General features: G+C 66.6%; 14 protein-coding genes. 2 read left to right on the top strand and 12 right to left on the bottom strand.

What is annotated here, in order from left to right:
• Positions 1-229 precede the first annotated feature (229 nt).
• The 12 genes from AB0M74_RS14530 to argS form a co-directional block, all read right to left on the bottom strand.
• Positions 230-685, bottom strand: coding sequence for a hypothetical protein (locus AB0M74_RS14530; protein WP_364906508.1), 456 nt, complete (start codon positions 683-685; stop codon positions 230-232).
• Between the two features lie 10 nt (positions 686-695).
• Entirely contained in the window at positions 696-1,850 is a 1,155-nt protein-coding gene (locus AB0M74_RS14525; RefSeq protein WP_364906506.1) for an MraY family glycosyltransferase, read from the bottom strand.
• A 467-nt stretch (positions 1,851-2,317) separates the two neighbouring features.
• Positions 2,318-2,983, bottom strand: coding sequence for an L-threonylcarbamoyladenylate synthase (locus tag AB0M74_RS14520; protein WP_364906504.1), 666 nt, complete (start codon positions 2,981-2,983; stop codon positions 2,318-2,320).
• A gap of 622 nt (positions 2,984-3,605) precedes the next feature.
• Entirely contained in the window at positions 3,606-4,478 is an 873-nt protein-coding gene (gene prmC / locus AB0M74_RS14515) for a peptide chain release factor N(5)-glutamine methyltransferase (protein ID WP_364906501.1), read from the bottom strand.
• A 174-nt stretch (positions 4,479-4,652) separates the two neighbouring features.
• Positions 4,653-5,723: a peptide chain release factor 1 gene (gene prfA / locus AB0M74_RS14510; RefSeq protein ID WP_364906499.1), complete on the bottom strand. Its 1,071-nt coding sequence runs from the start codon at positions 5,721-5,723 to the stop codon at positions 4,653-4,655.
• Between the two features lie 107 nt (positions 5,724-5,830).
• On the bottom strand, positions 5,831-6,073 hold the full coding sequence (gene rpmE, locus AB0M74_RS14505) for a 50S ribosomal protein L31 (RefSeq protein ID WP_364906496.1): 243 nt from the start codon (positions 6,071-6,073) through the stop codon (positions 5,831-5,833).
• A 760-nt stretch (positions 6,074-6,833) separates the two neighbouring features.
• The gene (gene rho / locus AB0M74_RS14500; protein WP_364906493.1) at positions 6,834-8,798 is read right to left on the bottom strand and encodes a transcription termination factor Rho; all 1,965 of its coding nucleotides are present in this window, start codon (positions 8,796-8,798) and stop codon (positions 6,834-6,836) included.
• Positions 8,799-9,235: 437 nt separating this feature from the next.
• A complete protein-coding gene (gene thrB / locus AB0M74_RS14495; RefSeq protein WP_364906490.1) occupies positions 9,236-10,195 on the bottom strand; it encodes a homoserine kinase in 960 nt (319 codons plus the stop codon).
• A gap of 43 nt (positions 10,196-10,238) precedes the next feature.
• A complete protein-coding gene (gene thrC / locus AB0M74_RS14490) occupies positions 10,239-11,333 on the bottom strand; it encodes a threonine synthase (protein ID WP_364906487.1) in 1,095 nt (364 codons plus the stop codon).
• 94 nt (positions 11,334-11,427) lie between these two features.
• The gene (locus tag AB0M74_RS14485) at positions 11,428-12,783 is read right to left on the bottom strand and encodes a homoserine dehydrogenase (RefSeq protein WP_364906484.1); all 1,356 of its coding nucleotides are present in this window, start codon (positions 12,781-12,783) and stop codon (positions 11,428-11,430) included.
• Positions 12,784-12,860: 77 nt separating this feature from the next.
• On the bottom strand, positions 12,861-14,276 hold the full coding sequence (lysA, locus tag AB0M74_RS14480) for a diaminopimelate decarboxylase (protein ID WP_364906482.1): 1,416 nt from the start codon (positions 14,274-14,276) through the stop codon (positions 12,861-12,863).
• A 46-nt stretch (positions 14,277-14,322) separates the two neighbouring features.
• Positions 14,323-15,975 carry an arginine--tRNA ligase gene (argS, locus tag AB0M74_RS14475; protein ID WP_364906479.1) on the bottom strand — a complete coding sequence of 551 codons (1,653 nt, stop codon included), beginning with the start codon at positions 15,973-15,975 and terminating at the stop codon, positions 14,323-14,325.
• Positions 15,976-16,066: 91 nt separating this feature from the next.
• Here argS and AB0M74_RS14470 point away from each other — a divergent pair, with 91 nt between their 5' ends.
• Both AB0M74_RS14470 and AB0M74_RS14465 read left to right on the top strand, forming a co-directional pair.
• The gene (locus tag AB0M74_RS14470; protein ID WP_364906476.1) at positions 16,067-17,035 is read left to right on the top strand and encodes a DUF3105 domain-containing protein; all 969 of its coding nucleotides are present in this window, start codon (positions 16,067-16,069) and stop codon (positions 17,033-17,035) included.
• Positions 17,036-17,926, top strand: a complete 891-nt coding sequence (locus AB0M74_RS14465) for a DUF305 domain-containing protein (RefSeq protein WP_364906473.1) — start codon at positions 17,036-17,038, stop codon at positions 17,924-17,926. It begins immediately after the preceding gene.
• The last annotated feature ends 33 nt before the right edge of the window (positions 17,927-17,959 follow it).

Genomic DNA, 17,959 nt, shown 5'->3' with positions numbered 1-17,959 from the left:
CAGGTCGGCTCGAATTTCGTCAGCAGCTGTGCGGCGGGATGGATTCCGCCTGGCGTCTGTACGTGTGTCGGCGACATCGTCGACATGCAGAACCGGAACCCTCGGAGCCCGGCACGGCAGTAAGCATAGCGGCACTCAGCGGGATCGGGGTGATCCCCCCTCGCTTGGTTGCTTGCTTACCAAGACTTTACCAAGTTATCTACGACAGTGTGTAGGTGGGTGGGTTTTATTACTCACCAGTACCCGGTTCAGGCTCGGCATCGGGCACCGTCACGTATGGAACCTTCTGGCGCAGAACGCCATACGTCTCCGCTCCGAGCACGATGACCAGGGCACCGACCACGGTCAGGAACAGGGCCGTCCGGTTGTAGAAGTCGAAGTTCTGCAGCACCGCCACCACCACCATCGCGACCAACAGCTTGCCGACCCAGCTGACCAGCATGACCAGGCCCGCTGTGCTCGCAGGCAGCTTCGCGCCGAGCAACACGACGACCGCCGTGGTGAGGATGAAACCGCCACCGATGGCGGCGCCGATCAGCGCACCCCAGAAGCCGGGCATACCGGCCGCCGCGGAGGCGATCGCCACGGCGAGCACGACCAACACGATCAACCCGATCACGCCATAGCGCAGCGCCGCCTTGAGCGGCGCTTCGGGACCGGGGACAGGTGTCGGAGTAAAGCTCACGACCAAAACTTTACCCGGGCGGGGTCCGGTCACCCGCGGCCTCCCTGCGGCGCAGGCCGGGAATCGCGGTGACGACGAGGGCGAAAACCAGGCCGCCCGCCATCAGCAGGACCACCAACCGCCGGTCCATCAGCGCGGTGCCGACGGCGCCGAAGGCGAGCACACCGACCCACAAATAGATGAGCAAAACCACGCGCCGGTGTGAATGTCCGATCTGCAGCAACCGGTGATGCAAGTGCATTTTGTCCGGAGTCGAAAAACTGACGCCGGCACGGACTCGTCGCACCACGGCCAGCACGAGATCCAGCACCGGAATGAACATCACCGCGCCGACCAACAACAGAGGTGACAGCAAGCCGACTACATCACGGGGCCCGAAGCCGGTCAGCGGTATCCGCCCGGACGCACCTGTGGACACGGCGGCCAGCATCAACCCGATCAGCATCGAGCCGGAGTCGCCCATGAAGATTCGTGCCGGCTGAAAATTATGCGGAAGGAAACCCAAGCACGCACCGGCCAGCGCCGCGGCGAGCAGCGCCGGACGATAGGTGTCAGCGGCACCACCCTGCTCGTTCAGCAATCCGATCGTAAACACGAACACAGCCAACGCCGCGATCATGCCCAGGCCCGCCGCCAGGCCGTCCAGACCATCGACGAAATTCATTGCATTGATCATCACGACGGTGATGCCGACAGTAATCAATCCGCCCAGCAACCTATCGAGAACAACCGTCTCATTGTTGAACGGGTCGTAGACGATAACCCAGCTCAAACCCATAACTGCCATCACACCGGCAGCGGTCACCTGCCCCGCGAATTTTGTCAGCGCGTCCAAACCCCAGCGATCGTCGACAATGCCGACCAAGACGATGAGCGTCCCCGCCACCAGAACTGCCGAAATATCATGCTGCCACTCGAACCCACGACGCAGCGCGGGCAACTGCTGAGCGAAGAGGATTGCGGCGACAACCCCGACGTATATGCCGACCCCACCCATGCGAGGGATCGGTTTGACGTGGACATCGCGCTCACGCGGCACCGCGACCGCACCGAATGCAATCGCCATCAACCGAACCCCTCCGGTCGCCAGGAACGTCACGGTCGATGCGACAAGCAGCACAAGCAGTAGCTCACGCAGGGGTACGACAGCTCCCTGACCGGTCACCGCAGCCCCTCACCCACCAGAGGTGCCCTTCCCGTCCCCAGCAAACGACCATCGGAATAGATGTTGTCCCGGACCATCTTCACGGCGACCATCATCGCATCCATAGCGTGAACACGACGCATCCCAGATCGATCGGGCCGGGCGGCGGCGGCGACCCGAGACCGGCCCGCTTCGGCTCCACGACCGTACCGGCGATCCGCGGTCGACATGCGGCACGCATCCGACGGCACTCGGATGTGAAGTCGCTCGCGGGCGGCCTCACTGCAGAGTGCCGAGGTCGGAAGATCAGCGCGTCGATTCGCGGTCAGACATTCGGGCAGACTCCCGCGGAGTACCTATTCATTCGCAGCGCACAGCTTTACCGAGCAGCCCGAGTTGCGCCCGCACTTGCCACCGCTGTGCCCCGAGCTCTTCCGACACATCACACGGGGGCGTTCACCTGGTCGCCGCGTCCAGGCCGAGCCAACTCACCTCGATACGGCGCTGGTCAGGGCTTCCGGCGACATTCCGAGCACCTCGGCAATATCGGCAATCGACACCGCGCCCTCGCGCAGGATGCGCGGCTGGTCGGCGGTGAGATCGACGATGGTGGAAGCGACGGCGTGCTCGGACGGTCCGCCGTCGAGATAGACACCGACCAGATCGCCGAGCTGATCGCGAGCCTCGGCGGCGGTCTTGGCAGGCGGCTGTCCCGAAACGTTGGCACTGGACACCGCCAGTGGGCCGACCTCACGCAGCAGCTCGAGCGCGACCGGGTGCAGCGGCATCCGCAGCATCACCGTTCCTCGAGTATCGCCGAGATCCCACGCAAGCGAAGGGGCTTGCTGCACAACGAGACTCAGTCCGCCGGGCCAGAACGCGCGAATCAGTTCGCGGGCCTGCGGGCGCACCGAGAAAACCAGGCCATCGATGGTGTGCCACGATCCGACCAGCACCGGCACCGGCATGTCTCTACCGCGTCGCTTGGCCGCAAGCAGCGAACCGACCGCCGAAGAATCGAACGCATCGACGGCGAGGCCATAGAGCGTGTCGGTGGGCAGCACGACCAATCGCCCGGATTTCAAGGCACTCGTGGCTGCGGTCAGTCCGGCGGCACGGGAGTCGCGATCCGCGCAGTCGTAGACGGTACTCACGCCACCATCCTGTCATAGTGTTTGCTGTGTTTTTTTGGCAGCGCCTTCGGCGCTGCGTGTTCGCGGCCCCCTTGGTCTCGCTTCCGAGCCGTCGAGACTTGCGACTTCGGCGCGTGCGCTTCGACGGCTCGGAAGCGAGACGGGCCGCGAACTCTAATGCTCGGTCTCGCTTCGCTCGGAAGACATCATCGTGCCGAGTGGGGCGTCGGTGGCTGAGCTCGCGACTTCGGTGGGGGTAGTGGGGTTGGTGTGAAGGTGGGACACGCCGGCAACTTTGGTGCTGGGTCTCGCTGCGCTCGGAAGGTGTCGTCGTGCCGAGTGGGGGCGTTGGTAGTTGAGCCTGCGACTTCGGTGGATGCAGTGAGGCTGGCATGAAGGTGGGACTGGCCGGCAACTCTAATGCCTGATCACGCTGCGGTCGGCAGACATCATCGGGCCGCGCCGGAACATTGGTAGCCGAGCCTGCGACCTTGGTGGATGTGGCGCGACTACTCGAGAGAGGGAGGTGCCACGAACTCTGGTGCTGGGATCCGGCTGCGCTCGACAGACGAGACTTGGCGGGGCGTGGGGTGGGCGCACGACGTGGTGTAGCTGTCGCACTGGACCGGATCGGGGCAGGGGGTCAGGCGCGGTTAGCGGCGACGAAGCGCGGTTTTCCGGCTAGGTCGGGGTGTTCGACGATATTGGTGAATTCGCCCTGTTTGCCGAGTAACGCCGCCAGCTCCGAGCCGTTGGTGTCGTCGTGTTCGATGGCGGTGGTGCCGCCGGGGCGCAGCAGGCGGGCGATCGTGGGGATCATCGCACGGATGACGTCCAGGCCGTCGGGGCCGCCGAACAGGGCCAGATGCGGGTCGTGGTCGGCGACCTCGGGGTCGAGCTCGGCGGCATCCGGGATGTAGGGCGGGTTGGACACCACGAGGTCGACGCGGCCGTTGAGCTCCGACAGCAGGTCCGGGTCGGTGACGTCATCGGCGTACAGGGTGATGGGGGTGTCGCCGTCGGCGATACGGAGGTCGGCATTGCGGCGAGCCCATTGCAGTGCGGACGGATCGATCTCGATGGCATGTACGTCGGCGTCGGGGCGGGCGTGCGCGATGGCCAAGGCGAGCGCACCGGAGCCGGTGCACAGGTCGACCACGAGGGGCGGGTGATCGTGCGGCAGCTTCTCCACTTGGCCCAACGCCCAGGCGAACAGCAGCTCGGTCTCCGGGCGCGGCACGAAAACGCCGGGCCCGACCGCCAGGTCGATCTCGCCCATCGCGGCCGTACCGGTCAAGTGCTGCAACGGGATTCGCTCCGCACGCTTGGCGACCAGCGCGCGGTACTGCGCAAGCTTCTCGGTCTCCACCAGCGGCGTCAGCGCCAGCCGTGTTCGCTCGACGCCGAGCAGATGCGCCGCGAGATGTTCGGCATCTGCCTGCGGACTGTGCACCCCGGCTGCCCGCAGGGCTTCCACAGCTGCGTTGATGGCTGGTCGCAACGGCTCACGGCTCATGTCAGCACCCGCGTATCTCGAGTCGGATCAACTGATTTGGCATGTACATGGGTAACTCCGGGGCGCGCCCAATCTGGTCGGGCACATGTCCGCCAGCCCGCAACGTAACAGCTGCGGCACCCGCTCGGGCACTGAATACGCGGAGAGGCGGACCTGTCTTTGCCCGGTCGAGCCTTATTCGGCGGCCATCCGGGCTTCGCGATCCGCCTTGCCCAGCGCATCGAGCAGTGCGTCCATATCGCCATCGAGCACAGCATCCAGGTTGTGGGCCTTGAATCCGATGCGGTGGTCGGCGATCCGGTTCTCCGGGAAGTTGTAGGTGCGGATGCGCTCGGACCGGTCGACCGTGCGGATCTGGCTGGCTCGGCCCGCCGCGGCTTCCTGGTCGGCCTGCTCCTCGGCGAGCGCCTGCAGCCGCGCGGCGAGCACCTGCATCGCGCGTGCCTTGTTCTGCAGCTGGGACCGTTCGTTCTGGCAGGTCACCACGATGCCCGAGGGCAGGTGAGTGATGCGAACCGCCGAGTCGGTGGTGTTGACGCCCTGCCCACCCTTACCGGAGGAGCGGTAGACATCGATGCGCAGATCGGTTTCGTCGATCTGCACCTCTTCCACCTCGTCGGGCTCTGGATAGATGAGGACGCCCGCGGCCGAGGTGTGGATGCGGCCCTGCGATTCGGTCACCGGGACGCGCTGCACCCGGTGCACACCGCCCTCGAATTTGAATCGCGACCAGACACCGTCGCGGGCGGCGTCTTTGCTCTTGATCGATAGCGTGGCGTCTTTGTAACCGCCGAGGTCGGAGATGGTGACGTCGAGAACCTCGACCTTCCATCCGTGCCGCTCGGCGTAACGGATGTACATGCGGGCCAGGTCCGCGGCGAACAGCGCGGATTCCTCGCCGCCCTCGCCGGACTTGACCTCGAGCACCACGTCGTCGCCGTCGTGCGGGTCGCGCGGAGCGAGCAGATCCGCCAGCGTCTGCTCCAACTCGACGACCTGGCGTTCCAGATCGGGCACCTCGGCCGCGAAAGCCGCGTCGTCGGCCGCGAGTTCCTTGGCGGCGGCGAGATCGTCGCGGGCGGTCTGCAGTTTGTTGTAGGTGGCCATGATGGGGGCCAACTCGGCGAACCGCTTGCCGACCCGGCGCGCGGCGCCCGGATCGTTGTGCAGCGCCGGATCGGACAGCTGTATCTCCAAGCCCGCGTGCTCGGCCAGAATGTCATCGATCGCGGACGGTTGCGTCACGGTAACTGCTTCCTCTCGTTTTTCCACGCATCCCGGGCGAAGACCAGGACCACACAAAAGCACCGACGCCCGGCCTGCGGAAGCAGGACCGGGCGTCGGCGAGGAAGCTACTTGGCGTCGGCTTCGGCTTCGGCCTTCTTGCCGGCACGCTTGCCGTAGCGGGCCTCGAAGCGGGCCACACGGCCGCCGGTGTCGAGGATCTTCTGCTTGCCGGTGTAGAACGGATGGCACTGCGAGCAGACCTCGACGGTGATGTGTCCCGACTCCTTGGTGCTGCGAGTCTGGAAGGTGTTGCCGCAACCACAGACGACCGTGGTCTCGACATACGTCGGGTGGATTCCTGCCTTCATGGGTGTCCTCTCGATATTGGCCGCCGGGTCGCCCCCGCAGATAGCGAGAGCGTGAACCGGAGCCGACTAGGCGGGAGGTCTGCTCGGTGAGCAGACGCAACGACCGTTCAGTATGCCAGAACTGCCGCTACGCTCCCAAAACGCATCCCGGTACGGGTTTGTTCCCGGCCGGCGAGTACTCCCCCGTCCTTCCCACCCCCGGAAGTCCGGCCACGCGGATCCCACACTCTTACGGATCTCTTAAGTCGAGTAGTCCGCTACTCAGGAATGCGAACACCGCTGTTCATAGAGTTTGAGCCCTGGTAGCACAACGCCGTGCCGAGACAGAAGGGAGAACGTCATGAACAGCCGAATCGCACTCGCGATATTCGCCCTGTTACTTCTCACTGTCGCGGCGGGCTGGCTTGCCGTACCCGACGCCCCGAACACCTCGACCGTTGTATACGCGGCGCCGACCACGACGTCCTCGGAACCGGTGCACACCGCAACCGCCTCCGGCCCGACAGCAACGACCGCAATGATCCTCAGCTGCATGATCATCGGCGCCGGCGCCATCGGCCTGGTGTTCTTCAGCCCGCGCAGCACTCAGGGGCCCCGTGTGCACGGAGCCCCTGAGATTGCTGGAGCAATGACTGATTTCGCGAGTACCTGGGTAGCTCCTGGGGTACGCCCGGACGTCACCGAGTACTCGACCGCCGCCCCGCCGGGTGACTCTCCCGGCACCTACTTGTGCGTGGAAGTCGCGGCGAGGCGGACCGGCTCATTCGTCGAGTGCGCCCGGCGCGGTCTTGCTCACCTGCATCAGGAACTCGAGGTTGTTCTTGCTCTTCTTCAGTCGGTCGATCAGCAGATCAATCGCCTGATGCGAGTCGAGGCCGGTCAGTACGCGCCGCAGCTTGTGCAGCACCGCCGCCTCGTCGGGGCTGAGCAGTAGCTCGTCCTTACGGGTACCGGACGGATTGACGTCCACCGCGGGGAACACACGCCGTTCCGCGATCTTGCGGTCCAGCTTGAGCTCTGCGTTACCGGTGCCCTTGAACTCCTCGAAGATCACCGTGTCACCAGTCGAACCGGTCTCCACCATCGCGGTGGCGATGATCGTCAGCGAGCCGCCGTTCTCGATGTTGCGTGCCGCGCCGAGGAACCGCTTGGGCGGGTACAACGCGGTGGAATCGACACCACCGGAGAGGATGCGGCCGGAGGCGGGCGAGGAGTTGTTGTACGCACGGCCCAATCGGGTGATCGAGTCGAGCAGCACCACTACGTCCTTGCCCATTTCGACCAGGCGCTTGGCCCGCTCGATGGCCAACTCGGCAACCGAGGTGTGATCTGACGGCGGCCGGTCGAAGGTGGAGGCGATGACCTCACCCTTCACCGAACGCTGCATGTCGGTGACCTCTTCCGGACGCTCGTCGACCAGCACAACCATGAGGTAGACCTCGGGGTTGTTGATGGCGATCGCATTCGCGATGTCCTGCATGATCGTGGTCTTACCCGCCTTGGGCGGGGAGACGATCAGTGCACGCTGGCCCTTACCGATCGGCATGATCAGGTCGATCACACGCGTGGTCAGCTTGTTCTGCGTGGTTTCCAGACGCAGCCGCTGATTCGGGTAGAGCGGGGTCAGCTTGCTGAACTCGGGACGACGCTTGGCCGCGTCGACGTCACCGCCGTTGACGGTGTCCAACCGCACCAGCGGATCGAACTTCTGCCGCTGGTTGCTCTGCTCACCGTCCCGCGGGGCGCGCACCGCACCGGTGATCGCGTCACCGCGGCGCAGGCCGTTCTTGCGGACGAGGTTCATCGAGACGTACACGTCGTTCGGTCCGGCCAGGTAGCCCGAGGTCCGCACGAACGCATAGTTGTCGAGCACGTCGAGGATGCCCGCGACCGGCTGCAACACGTCGTCTTCGCGGATCTCCAGCTCACGGGCCTCGCCCGTGCTGGGGGCACCTTCGCGGTCGCGGCCACGACGACGTTCACGGAAGCGACGTCCACGCCGTCCGCGACCGCCCTCGTCCTCGTCACCGCCACGGTTGCTGTCGCCGCCACGGCTTTCGCCGCCACGGTCCCGATTGCCGCTCCCGTTCTGGTTGTTGCGCTCGGACTGACCACGCTCGCCGGACTGACCACGCTCGCCGGACTGACCACGCTCACGGCGACGTTCGCCCTGATCCTGGTCCTGCTTCGGCTCTTCACCCCGCGATTCCGCCGCCGCGGTCTCGCCACCGGCGCGGGCCTGGTCACGTCCGCGACGCTGCCTGCCACGACCACGTTGACCCGACTCGCGGCCGGATTCCTCGGTGGTCTCGGTCGGCGCGGCCTCAGCCTGCGCCGAGTCGGCCTGCGCTTGCTCGGATCGAGCAGACTTCGAGGGAGCGGACTTCGACGTGGCCGCGGGAGCCTCATTCGACGCGGCCGCGGCGGGAGCCTGATTCGACGGAGCGGAAGCCTTGTTCGTCACGGCAGCAGCCGCGGGCGTCACATCCAGGGTTGCCTGCACCGGCACCGCCTTGGCGGTGTCCGCATCGGACTTCACCTCGCCACGCGCGGACTTTTCTGCCTTCGCCGACTTTCCGGCCTGGTTTTCCTTGATAGCGGCGATCAAATCGCCTTTGCGCATTCCGGAGGTGCCTCGGATACCGAGCTCCCCCGCGAGCGCGCGCAACTGCGGCAACAACATTCCAGTCAGCCCCGATCGTGCGACGTCGGTTTGTTCGCTCATCTTCGAAATCTGTCCGGAGTCACTTTCGCGGTCGCCCGGGGTCGTTGGGTTGGATTCCACCCCGGGTGTCGCGAGCAGGTCCGTATCTGTCACGGAAATCCTTTCCTTCCCTCGATTGCCGTGTGCTATTTCGAGGGTTCGTTCCGCAGTCCGGGCACTGTGCCGAACTCGGAGTACAACCGCCGGACATCCGTCCTGCCGGTCGCTTTGTGCCGTATCACCTGCCCCGCCGGACCGGCGGCTTCGCCACCAATTTGTGAAAGGTGGGAGAGATCATTCCAGTTGCGCAGCTACGCAGCACCCCCATGGCCTGGAGGCTCGAGCCTGGAGCCTGCTGGAGCGATTGCCCTGATGAAGCACCGGCGTCTGATGCGCACGATGTACGGACTCGCTCAGGATAGCTGGCAACTGTCAACCTCGGCAAGGCAGACTCGCCGTCAGTCGACCTGGACGCCTTCCGCGAGCCCCGGCTCGACCACCCGCAGACCTTCCGCGGCCGCCAGTTCGCGGAGTTCCTCGGGGAATTCGCTGGTGACGAGGGCCAGTACCGTCGGGCCCGCGCCGGAAACCGTCGCCGCGATACCGGCGGCCCGCAGCCGGTGGATCCAGGCGGTCGTCAGCGGCAGGGCGGGCGCACGCTGGCCCTGATGCAGCCGATCCGCGGTCGCGGGCAGCAGCAGATCCGGGCGCTCGGTCAGCGCAACCACCGCGAGGGCGGCCCGGCTGAGGTTGAACGCGGCGTCGCCGTGCGGCACCACCTCGGGCAGCAGACCTCGAGTGTGCGCGGTGGACGAGCGCTCCTCGGGAATGAGCACCACCGCACGCAGGTCGGGATGCGGCTCGAGGCGCACCGCGCGGTAGATCCGGGTCGGCGCGGTCGCGGTGCCGTCCACGCCCGCATCAGCGGGCCGGTCGGTTTCGGTCCAGGACACCACCACACCGCCGAGCACGCTGGCGGCCGCATTGTCCGGATGACCTTCGAATTCCGATGCCAGCTGGACCAATTGGTCCGCGCTGGTGGCCAGTGCCGGATCCAATTTCGCGGCGAGCGCACAGCCGGCTGCCAGCCCGCCGACCACCGCGGAGGCCGAGGAACCCAGACCACGCGAATGCGGAATCACGTTGCGGCACACCACATCAAGTCCGTCGGCCCAGACACCGGCGGATTCCAGGCCTCGCTCGATGGCCCGCACCACCAGATGTGAAGGGCCCCACGGCACGTCGTCGGCGCCCTCACCCTCCACCCGGATCGTCAGGCCGGAATCGGTAGTGCGCACCTCGATCTCGTCGTAGATGCCCAATGCCATACCGAGCGAATCGAATCCGGGCCCCAGGTTCGCACTGGAGGCGGGCACCCGCGCCAGCACGGATACCCCAGCGGGCAGCGTCCGCGTCATGGCTGCCGCCCGCTCATGCACTTGACTTTCCCGAGCACTCAATTCATGCCAGCTCTAGTTCGGCGGCCACCGCGACCGGGTCGACCTTGATCGCCTGGACCTGCGGCATTCCCAACAGCGCGGTGTCGGGATCCTTGAGTCCGTTGCCGGTGACGGTGCACACAACGGTCAGGCCGGAGTCGAGCCAGCCCTCCTTGCGGGCCGCGAGCAGACCGGCCACACTGGCCGCCGAAGCAGGCTCGACGAAGACGCCCTCGGAGGCGGCGACCAGCCGGTACGCCTCCAGGATCTCCTCATCGGTGGCAGCACGGAAGGCGCCACCGGACTGTTCCTTGGCTTCCATCGCACCGTTCCAGGACGCGGGCGCGCCGATCCGAATGGCGGTGGCGATGGTTTCCGGGTCCTTCACCGGGGCGCCGTTGACCAGCGGCGCGGCACCCGCGGCCTGCACACCGAGCATGCGCGGCAGCTGCGTGGTGATGCCGTCGGCGTAGTACTCGCGGTAACCGCGCCAATAGGCGGTGATGTTGCCCGCGTTGCCCACCGGGAGCACGTGCACATCCGGCGCCTTGCCGAGTACATCGCAGATCTCGAACGAGGCTGTCTTCTGCCCCTCGATGCGGGCCGGGTTCACCGAGTTCACCAGACCGATGCTCGGGAACTCCGCGGTCACCTTGCGGGCCAGCTCCAGACAGTCGTCGAAATTGCCCTCGACCTGGATGATCTTCGCGCCGAGCATGACAGCTTGGGCCAGCTTGCCCATCGCGATCTTGCCCTGCGGGATCAGCACGGCACAGGTCATGCCTGCGCGGGTCGCGTAGGCGGCGGCCGAGGCCGAGGTGTTGCCGGTGGAGGCACACAGCACGGCGGTCTGACCGCGGTACTTGGCATCGGTGATCGCCATCGTCATGCCGCGGTCCTTGAACGAACCCGTCGGATTGAGTCCCTCGACCTTGAGGTACACATCACACCCGGTCAGCTCGGACAGGTGTGGCGCGGGCACCAGCGGGGTGCCGCCCTCGAAGAGGGTGACCGGCTCCCAGTCAGCCGCCCCTGCGAGTCGATCGCGATAGGCCGCGATCAGTCCCGGCCAGCGGGAATGCACTCCGGTCTGCGGCGCGACGCCTGCGGTGTTCATGCCAACGCTCCCTGCATCGAACCGGGAGCGGATGCGCACCGGAAACCTGTGGACATATCGCCGCGAATGTCGGCGACTGTCCGCACATTCGTCCTCATTCTTCGGTGCCTTCCAATCTCAGAACACTGGTCACGGATGTGACGGACTCCATCTCCGCGAGAGCGGCCACGGTGTCCGCGAGCGCCGACTCCACCGCATGGTGGGTCACAACAACGAGGCGCGCACCGTTGCCGTGCCCTTCCTGGCGGACGGTCGAAATGCTCACCTCGTGCTTGGCGAACTCGCCCGCAACCTTGGCCAGGACCCCAGGACGGTCTGCGACCTGCAGGTTCACGTGGTAGCGGGTCGGCGTATCGCCGATCGGCGCAATCGGTAGCTCAGCATAAACCGATTCACCGGGAGCGCGGCCACCGTAGAACTTGTTGCGCGCGGCCATCACTAGATCACCGAGCACCGCGGACGCCGTCGGAGCGCCGCCCGCACCCTGACCGTAGAACATCAGCCGTCCCGCGTTCTCCGCCTCGACGACCACCGCGTTGAACGCACCGCTGACCGCGGCCAGCGGGTGCTTACGCGGAATGAGGGCCGGGTAGACGCGCACCGAGACGCGCTCCTTGCCGCCTTCTTCGGGGCCGGGCTCGCCGGGGCCCGAGTCGACGCGCTCGCAGATCGCGAGCAGCTTGACCGTGCAGTTCAGCTCGGACGCGGTCTCCAGGTCCTCCGCCGAGATCTTCGAAATGCCCTCGCGGTACACATCGGCGGCGGTGACCCGGGTGTGGAAGGCCAGCGAAGCCAGGATCGCGGCCTTCGCGGCTGCGTCGTAGCCCTCGACGTCGGCGGTCGGGTCGGCCTCGGCGTACCCGAGGCGGGTGGCCTCGGCGAGCGTGTCCGAGTAGTCGGCGCCCGTCTCGTCCATTGCGGAGAGGATGAAATTGGTGGTGCCGTTGACGATGCCGACGACCTTGTTGACCCGATCACCGGCCAGCGACTGGATGAGCGGACGCACCACCGGGATCGCGCCCGCGACGGCGGCCTCGAAGTACAGGTCGGCACGGCTGCGCTCGGCAGCCGCGGCCAGCTCACCGGTGTAGTCGGCGAGCAGCGCCTTGTTGGCGGTCACGACGGATTTGCCCGCATTCAGCGCGGCCAGGATCAGGCGGCGCGGCGGATCGATGCCACCGATGACCTCGACAACCAGGTCGACGTCGTCGCGGGCGACGAGCGCGTCCGCGTCGGTGGTCAGCAGTTCGGCGGGCACACCGCGGTCGGTGTCGAGGTTGCGCACCGCGACACCGCGGAGCACGACCGGTGCGCCGACGCGCGAGCGCAGGTCATCGGCGTGGTCGCGCAGAATGCGCACCACCTCGGTGCCGACATTGCCCATCCCGAGAACCGCGACCCCGATCGGACGATCGGTTCCCCAGGTTCCTTGCTTCGCGGCATTGGTCATGATTCCACCTCTGTGTTAGTGCGGTATACCCGCACTCGATCGGCTCCGATGAGCGAGGCTGTGTCGGTGTTGCTCATCTACACCTCCAGGCTGAGCAGGTCCGCCACCGTTTCCCGGCGCAGAATGAGTCGCGGAACTCCGTCACGCACTGCGACGACCGCGGGACGTGTCAGCTGGTTGTATCGACTCGACATGGAGTAGCAATACGCACCGGTGGCCGCCACCGCGACCAGATCACCGGGGCCGACGTCGGCGGGCATCCAGGTGTCCCGGATAATGATATCGCCGCTCTCGCAATGCTTTCCGACCACGCGGGCAACCACCGGGTCGGCGTCCGAGGAGCGCGAGACCAGTCGGCAATCGTAGTCCGCCTGATACAGCGCGGGGCGGATGTTGTCGCTCATGCCGCCGTCGACGCTGACATACCGGCGAGTAAGTCCGCCGTCGAGCGAGACGTCCTTGATCGTGCCCACCTCGTACAGCGTCACGGTGCCGGGTCCCGCGATGGCGCGACCCGGTTCCACCGCGATGGTCGGTTCCGGCAATCCGGCGCGGTCGGCTTCCTCACCGACCAACTTGCGCAGGCTCGTCGCGAACTCGTCCAGCGGCGGCGGATCGTCGTTGGGTAGGTACGAAATACCAAGGCCGCCACCGAGATCCAGGGTGGCGATCTGGGCGGTGCGCTCGATGCCGAACTTGTCGACGGCAGCGCGCAGCAGGCCGAGCATCCGACGCGCGGCGATCTCGAAGCCGTCGAGCTCGAAGATCTGCGACCCGATGTGCGAGTGCAGCCCGACCAGGCGCAGGTTGTCGGCCTCGAAAACGCGGGCCAGCGCCTGCATGGCGTCGCCGCCAGCGATGGAGAAACCGAACTTCTGATCCTCGTGCGCGGTCGAAATGTATTCGTGTGTATGGGCTTCCACTCCGACGGTGACACGAACGAGCACGTCCTGCACCACGCCGGCACGACCCGCGACCACCTCGAGGCGATCGATTTCGATCAGCGAGTCGACCACCACGTGCCCGACGCCCGCCGCGACCGCCGCTTCCAGCTCGGGAACCGACTTGTTGTTGCCGTGCAACGCGATTCGCTGGGCGGGGAAACCTGCGTGCAGCGCGACGGCAAGCTCGCCGCCGGAACACACGTCCAGCGAGAGCCCTTCGTCGCGGATCCAGCGCGCGATTTCGCCGCACAGGAATGCCTTGGACGCGTAGTGGACTCGCGCATTTGAGCCGAACGCGCGCACCATGTCGCGGCAGCGGGAACGGAAGTCGTCCTCGTCCACGACGAACAGCGGGGTGCCGAACTGGGCGGCCAGCTCGTGCACCGGCACACCGGCCAACTGCACGACACCGTCGCCATCGCGAGAAGCGTTGCGCGGCCACACATTTACCGGCAGCTCTATCATCTGCTTCGGATCACGCGGGCGCTCCGCCAGACTGGGGGCATGCGGGATCTCGGCGTGCCGGGGTCCGGCTGGATGCGCGCTCACTGAAGTACCTTCCTCACACTGCTCGTCTCGAAGCCCGATAGCCCGTTCACATGCGCTCCGGTGCGCTGACGCCGAGCAGCCCGAGGCCGTTGGCGAGCACCTGACGGGTGGCCTCACACAGCGCGAGCCGTGCGGTATGCAGCGGCGCAGGCAGCTCGTCGCCCTTGGGCAGCACCTGGCAGGCGCCGTAGAACCGGTGGTACGCGCCCGCGAGCTCCTCCAGATAGCGGGCGACCCGGTGCGGTTCCCGCAGGCTCGCGGCGCTGGCAACCACCCGTGGGTACTCGCCGAGGGTGCGGATGAGTTCGCCCTCGTGCTCGGTAGCGAGCAACCCGAAGTCCGGGTTCGCCGCGCTCACCCCGAGATCCACCGCGTTGCGCGCCAACGACGACAACCTGGCGTGCGCGTATTGCACGTAGTAGACGGGGTTTTCGTTGTTCTCGCTGGTCCACTGGTTCAGATCGATATCGATGCTCGAGTTCACCGAGCTGCGTACCAGTGCGTAGCGGGCCGCGTCGACGCCGATCGCCTCGACGAGATCGTCGAGGGTGACAACGGTACCCGCGCGTTTGCTCATCTTCACCGCGACGCCGTCTCTGACCAGATTCACCATCTGCCCGATCAGCACCTCGACCGTGGCCGGATCGTCCCCGAACGCGGCGGCAGCGGCCTTCAACCGGCCGATATAGCCGTGATGGTCGGCGCCGAGCATGTAGATGCACAGGTCGAAGCCGCGGGCGCGCTTATTCTGGAAGTAGGCGATGTCGCCCGCGATGTAGGCCGCGTTGCCATCGCTCTTGATGACCACACGATCCTGGTCGTCACCGTATTCCGAGCTGGCGATCCACCACGCGCCGTCCTTCTGGTAGAGATCGCCGGAGTCCTTGAGCGTGGTGACGGCCTGCTCCACCGCACCGGACTCGAACAGCGAGCTCTCGTTGAAGTAGACGTCGAAGTCGGTGCCGAACTCATGCAGTGACGCCCGGATCTGGGCGAACATCAGCTCGACACCCTCGGCGCGGAACAGCTCGAGCCGCTCGGCCTCCGGCAGCGTCAGCGCATCCGGATGCCCGGCGACGATCTTGTCGGCGATCTCGGCGATATAGGCGCCTGCGTACCCCTTCTCCGGAGTCGCCGCGCCGGCGGCGGCAGCGACCAGGGACTTGGCGAAACGCTCGATCTGCGCGCCGTGATCGTTGAAGTAGTACTCCCGGGTCACCTCGGCGCCCTGCGCGGCCAGGATCCGGCCGAGTGCGTCACCGACCGAGGCCCAGCGGGTACCGCCGAGGTGCACGGGGCCGGTCGGATTGGCCGACACGAACTCCAGGTTGATGCGGGTACCGGTCAACGCTTCGGACGTGCCGTACCCCGCGCCCGCCGCCAGTACCTGCGCGACGATCGCGCCCTGCGCGGACGTGGCGAGCCGGATGTTCAGAAAGCCTGGACCCGCCACATCGGCGGACTCGATGCCGTCGTTCGCGGCGAGCGCGGCGGCCAACCAGGCTGCCAATTCGCGCGGATTGGTTCCGGCCCGCTTGCCGACCTGCATCGCCACATTCGTGGCATAGTCACCGTGTTCCGGATTACGGGGGCGCTCCACACTGACCGCGTCGGGCAGGACCGCAGGGTCCAGACCACGTTCGACAAGCACCTTCGCCGCAGTTGCGCGAAGGAGATCTGCAAGGTCAGCTGGAGTCACGAGTCTCTATCCTATGGTCTGGGCGGGTGCGCACCTCGAGTGGGCACCGCACTGCCAGCGGATCCATCACGTCGAAAGAGCACAACGAGCAATGCCGAGCACAAGTGCCAAATCGGCCAAGGCCGTCCGGGCCGCCGGGAAGTCATCGTCTTCGCGCAAAAGGGGCGGTGGCAAGAGCCCGCTCGGCAAGAAGCGCCAGATTCCGTGGCTGGCCATCGGCGCTGCCGCGGTCATCATCGCATTGGTCGGTGTCCTCGCCTACAGCCTGGTCCCGAAGTACCGGGATAAGGCCGACCTCGAGAAATACACGCCGAGCGCGCAACGCAAGGACCCTTCCGATCAGATCTCGGGCGTGACCAAGCAGGAGTACCAGGCTGGTCTGCACATCTCGGGCGCCCAGCGGGTGGCCTATGACCAGAGCCCACCATTCGGCGGCCCGCACGATCAGGCGTGGGCGAACTGCACCGGCGTGGTGTACAGCAAGCCGATCCGGGTGGAGAACGCGGTGCATTCGCTCGAGCACGGCGCGGTGTGGATCACCTATAACCCGGACAAGGTTGACGCCGCGGGCGTAGACACTCTGAAGAAGAAGGTCGAGGGCAAGCAGCAGACCCTGATGTCGCCGTACCCCGGCCTGGCCTCGGCGGTGTCACTGCAGTCCTGGGGTCATCGGCTGACCGTGGACAGCCCCGACGACAAGCGGGTCAACCAGTTCCTCACAGCGTTGCGTGCCAACCCTTGGGCATACCCCGAGGTGGGCGCGAGCTGCTCCAACCCGTCCTTCGACGCGAACAACCCACTGCCGTTCGACCCCAGCCCGCCCGGACCGAATGCGGTGCCGATGGACGGCAAGGGCCTCGAACCCGACCCGACCGAGCTCGGCGGCGGCCTGTCGGGCCTGCCCGGCGGTATTCCGGGCGTCCCCGGTGTCCCCGGCCTGCCCGGCGCGCCTGGCCTGCCCGGTATGCCCGGTGCTCCCGGCCTGCCTGGTGCTCCCGGCCTGCCTGGTGCGCAGGTCCCGACGCAACCCGCGCCCGGTCAACCGACGACGGGCCAGTAGATGACCGACACCGGAACCGAGCCGGACTCGACCGCCACTTCCGGCAGTGACGCCATCGGCAGTCCAACCGGACAGGACCTGACCACTGTCTCGAGCAGTGCCGCCGGTGCCGAGTCGACCGAACAGGACCCGCCCGCGGCAGCCGGAGTCGACGCCGGTGCGGAGTCGACCGAACAGGACCTGCCTGCCTCCGGAGACGACGGCGCCGATTTCGGCGCACAGTTCCGCCGTCAGCGCACCGCGCTACTGGTTATCGGCGCGATCGGCATCCTGCTGATCGGTTTCGCCGTCGGCGTCCTCGCTCGGATTCCGCTGGACCGCAATGCCGAACCCGACCCGAGCGCCGTGGACACCGGATTCAGCCAGGACATGTCGGCCCACCACGCCCAGGCGGTCGACATGGCCGGCGTCGCGCTCATCGGCTCCACCGACAACGACGTACGCAGGCTCGCCTACGACATTCTGACCACCCAGCAGGCCCAGCTGGGCAGGCTGCAGGGCTGGCTACAACTGTGGGGCAAGTCGATGCAGGACGTCGACGGCTACATGGGCTGGATGACCGAACCGGCGGGCGGCGGTCACGACCACGTCGGCGGCCCGGCGGGCCGCCCGATGTCCGGCCCGATGCCGACCATGCCCGGCATGGCGACCAACGCGGAGATGACAGCGCTGCGCCAGGCCACCGGCCCGGCGCTGGACACGATGTTCCTGCAGCTCATGCTGCGCCACCACCAGGGCGGCATGTCGATGATCCGGTACGCGGCCGAGCACGCCGAAACCACCGCCGTGCGCAGCCTGGCCAGCACCATGGAGACAACCCAACGCGGTGAAGCCCAACTGATGACCACCATGCTCACCTCCAGAGGCGCATCACCCCTACCGCTGACCTGACCCCCGTCCGCGCCGGGTCGAACTCGCGAAACC

Source organism: Nocardia sp. NPDC051463 (assembly GCF_040681975.1).
Lineage (GTDB): Bacteria > Actinomycetota > Actinomycetes > Mycobacteriales > Mycobacteriaceae > Nocardia.
This window is presented reverse-complemented; position numbering and strand designations above follow the sequence as displayed.

Bases quoted from the DNA above. Each gene is read 5' to 3' on its own strand.
- rho (WP_364906493.1), bottom strand. From the start codon at position 8,798: ATGAGCGAACAAACCGACGTCGCACGATCGGGGCTGACTGGAATGTTG.
- thrC (WP_364906487.1), bottom strand. From the start codon at position 11,333: ATGAACACCGCAGGCGTCGCGCCGCAGACCGGAGTGCATTCCCGCTGG.
- rpmE (WP_364906496.1), bottom strand. From the start codon at position 6,073: ATGAAGGCAGGAATCCACCCGACGTATGTCGAGACCACGGTCGTCTGT.
- AB0M74_RS14465 (WP_364906473.1), top strand. From the start codon at position 17,036: ATGACCGACACCGGAACCGAGCCGGACTCGACCGCCACTTCCGGCAGT.
- thrB (WP_364906490.1), bottom strand. From the start codon at position 10,195: ATGACGCGGACGCTGCCCGCTGGGGTATCCGTGCTGGCGCGGGTGCCC.
- prmC (WP_364906501.1), bottom strand. From the start codon at position 4,478: ATGAGCCGTGAGCCGTTGCGACCAGCCATCAACGCAGCTGTGGAAGCC.
- AB0M74_RS14470 (WP_364906476.1), top strand. From the start codon at position 16,067: ATGCCGAGCACAAGTGCCAAATCGGCCAAGGCCGTCCGGGCCGCCGGG.
- AB0M74_RS14485 (WP_364906484.1), bottom strand. From the start codon at position 12,783: ATGACCAATGCCGCGAAGCAAGGAACCTGGGGAACCGATCGTCCGATC.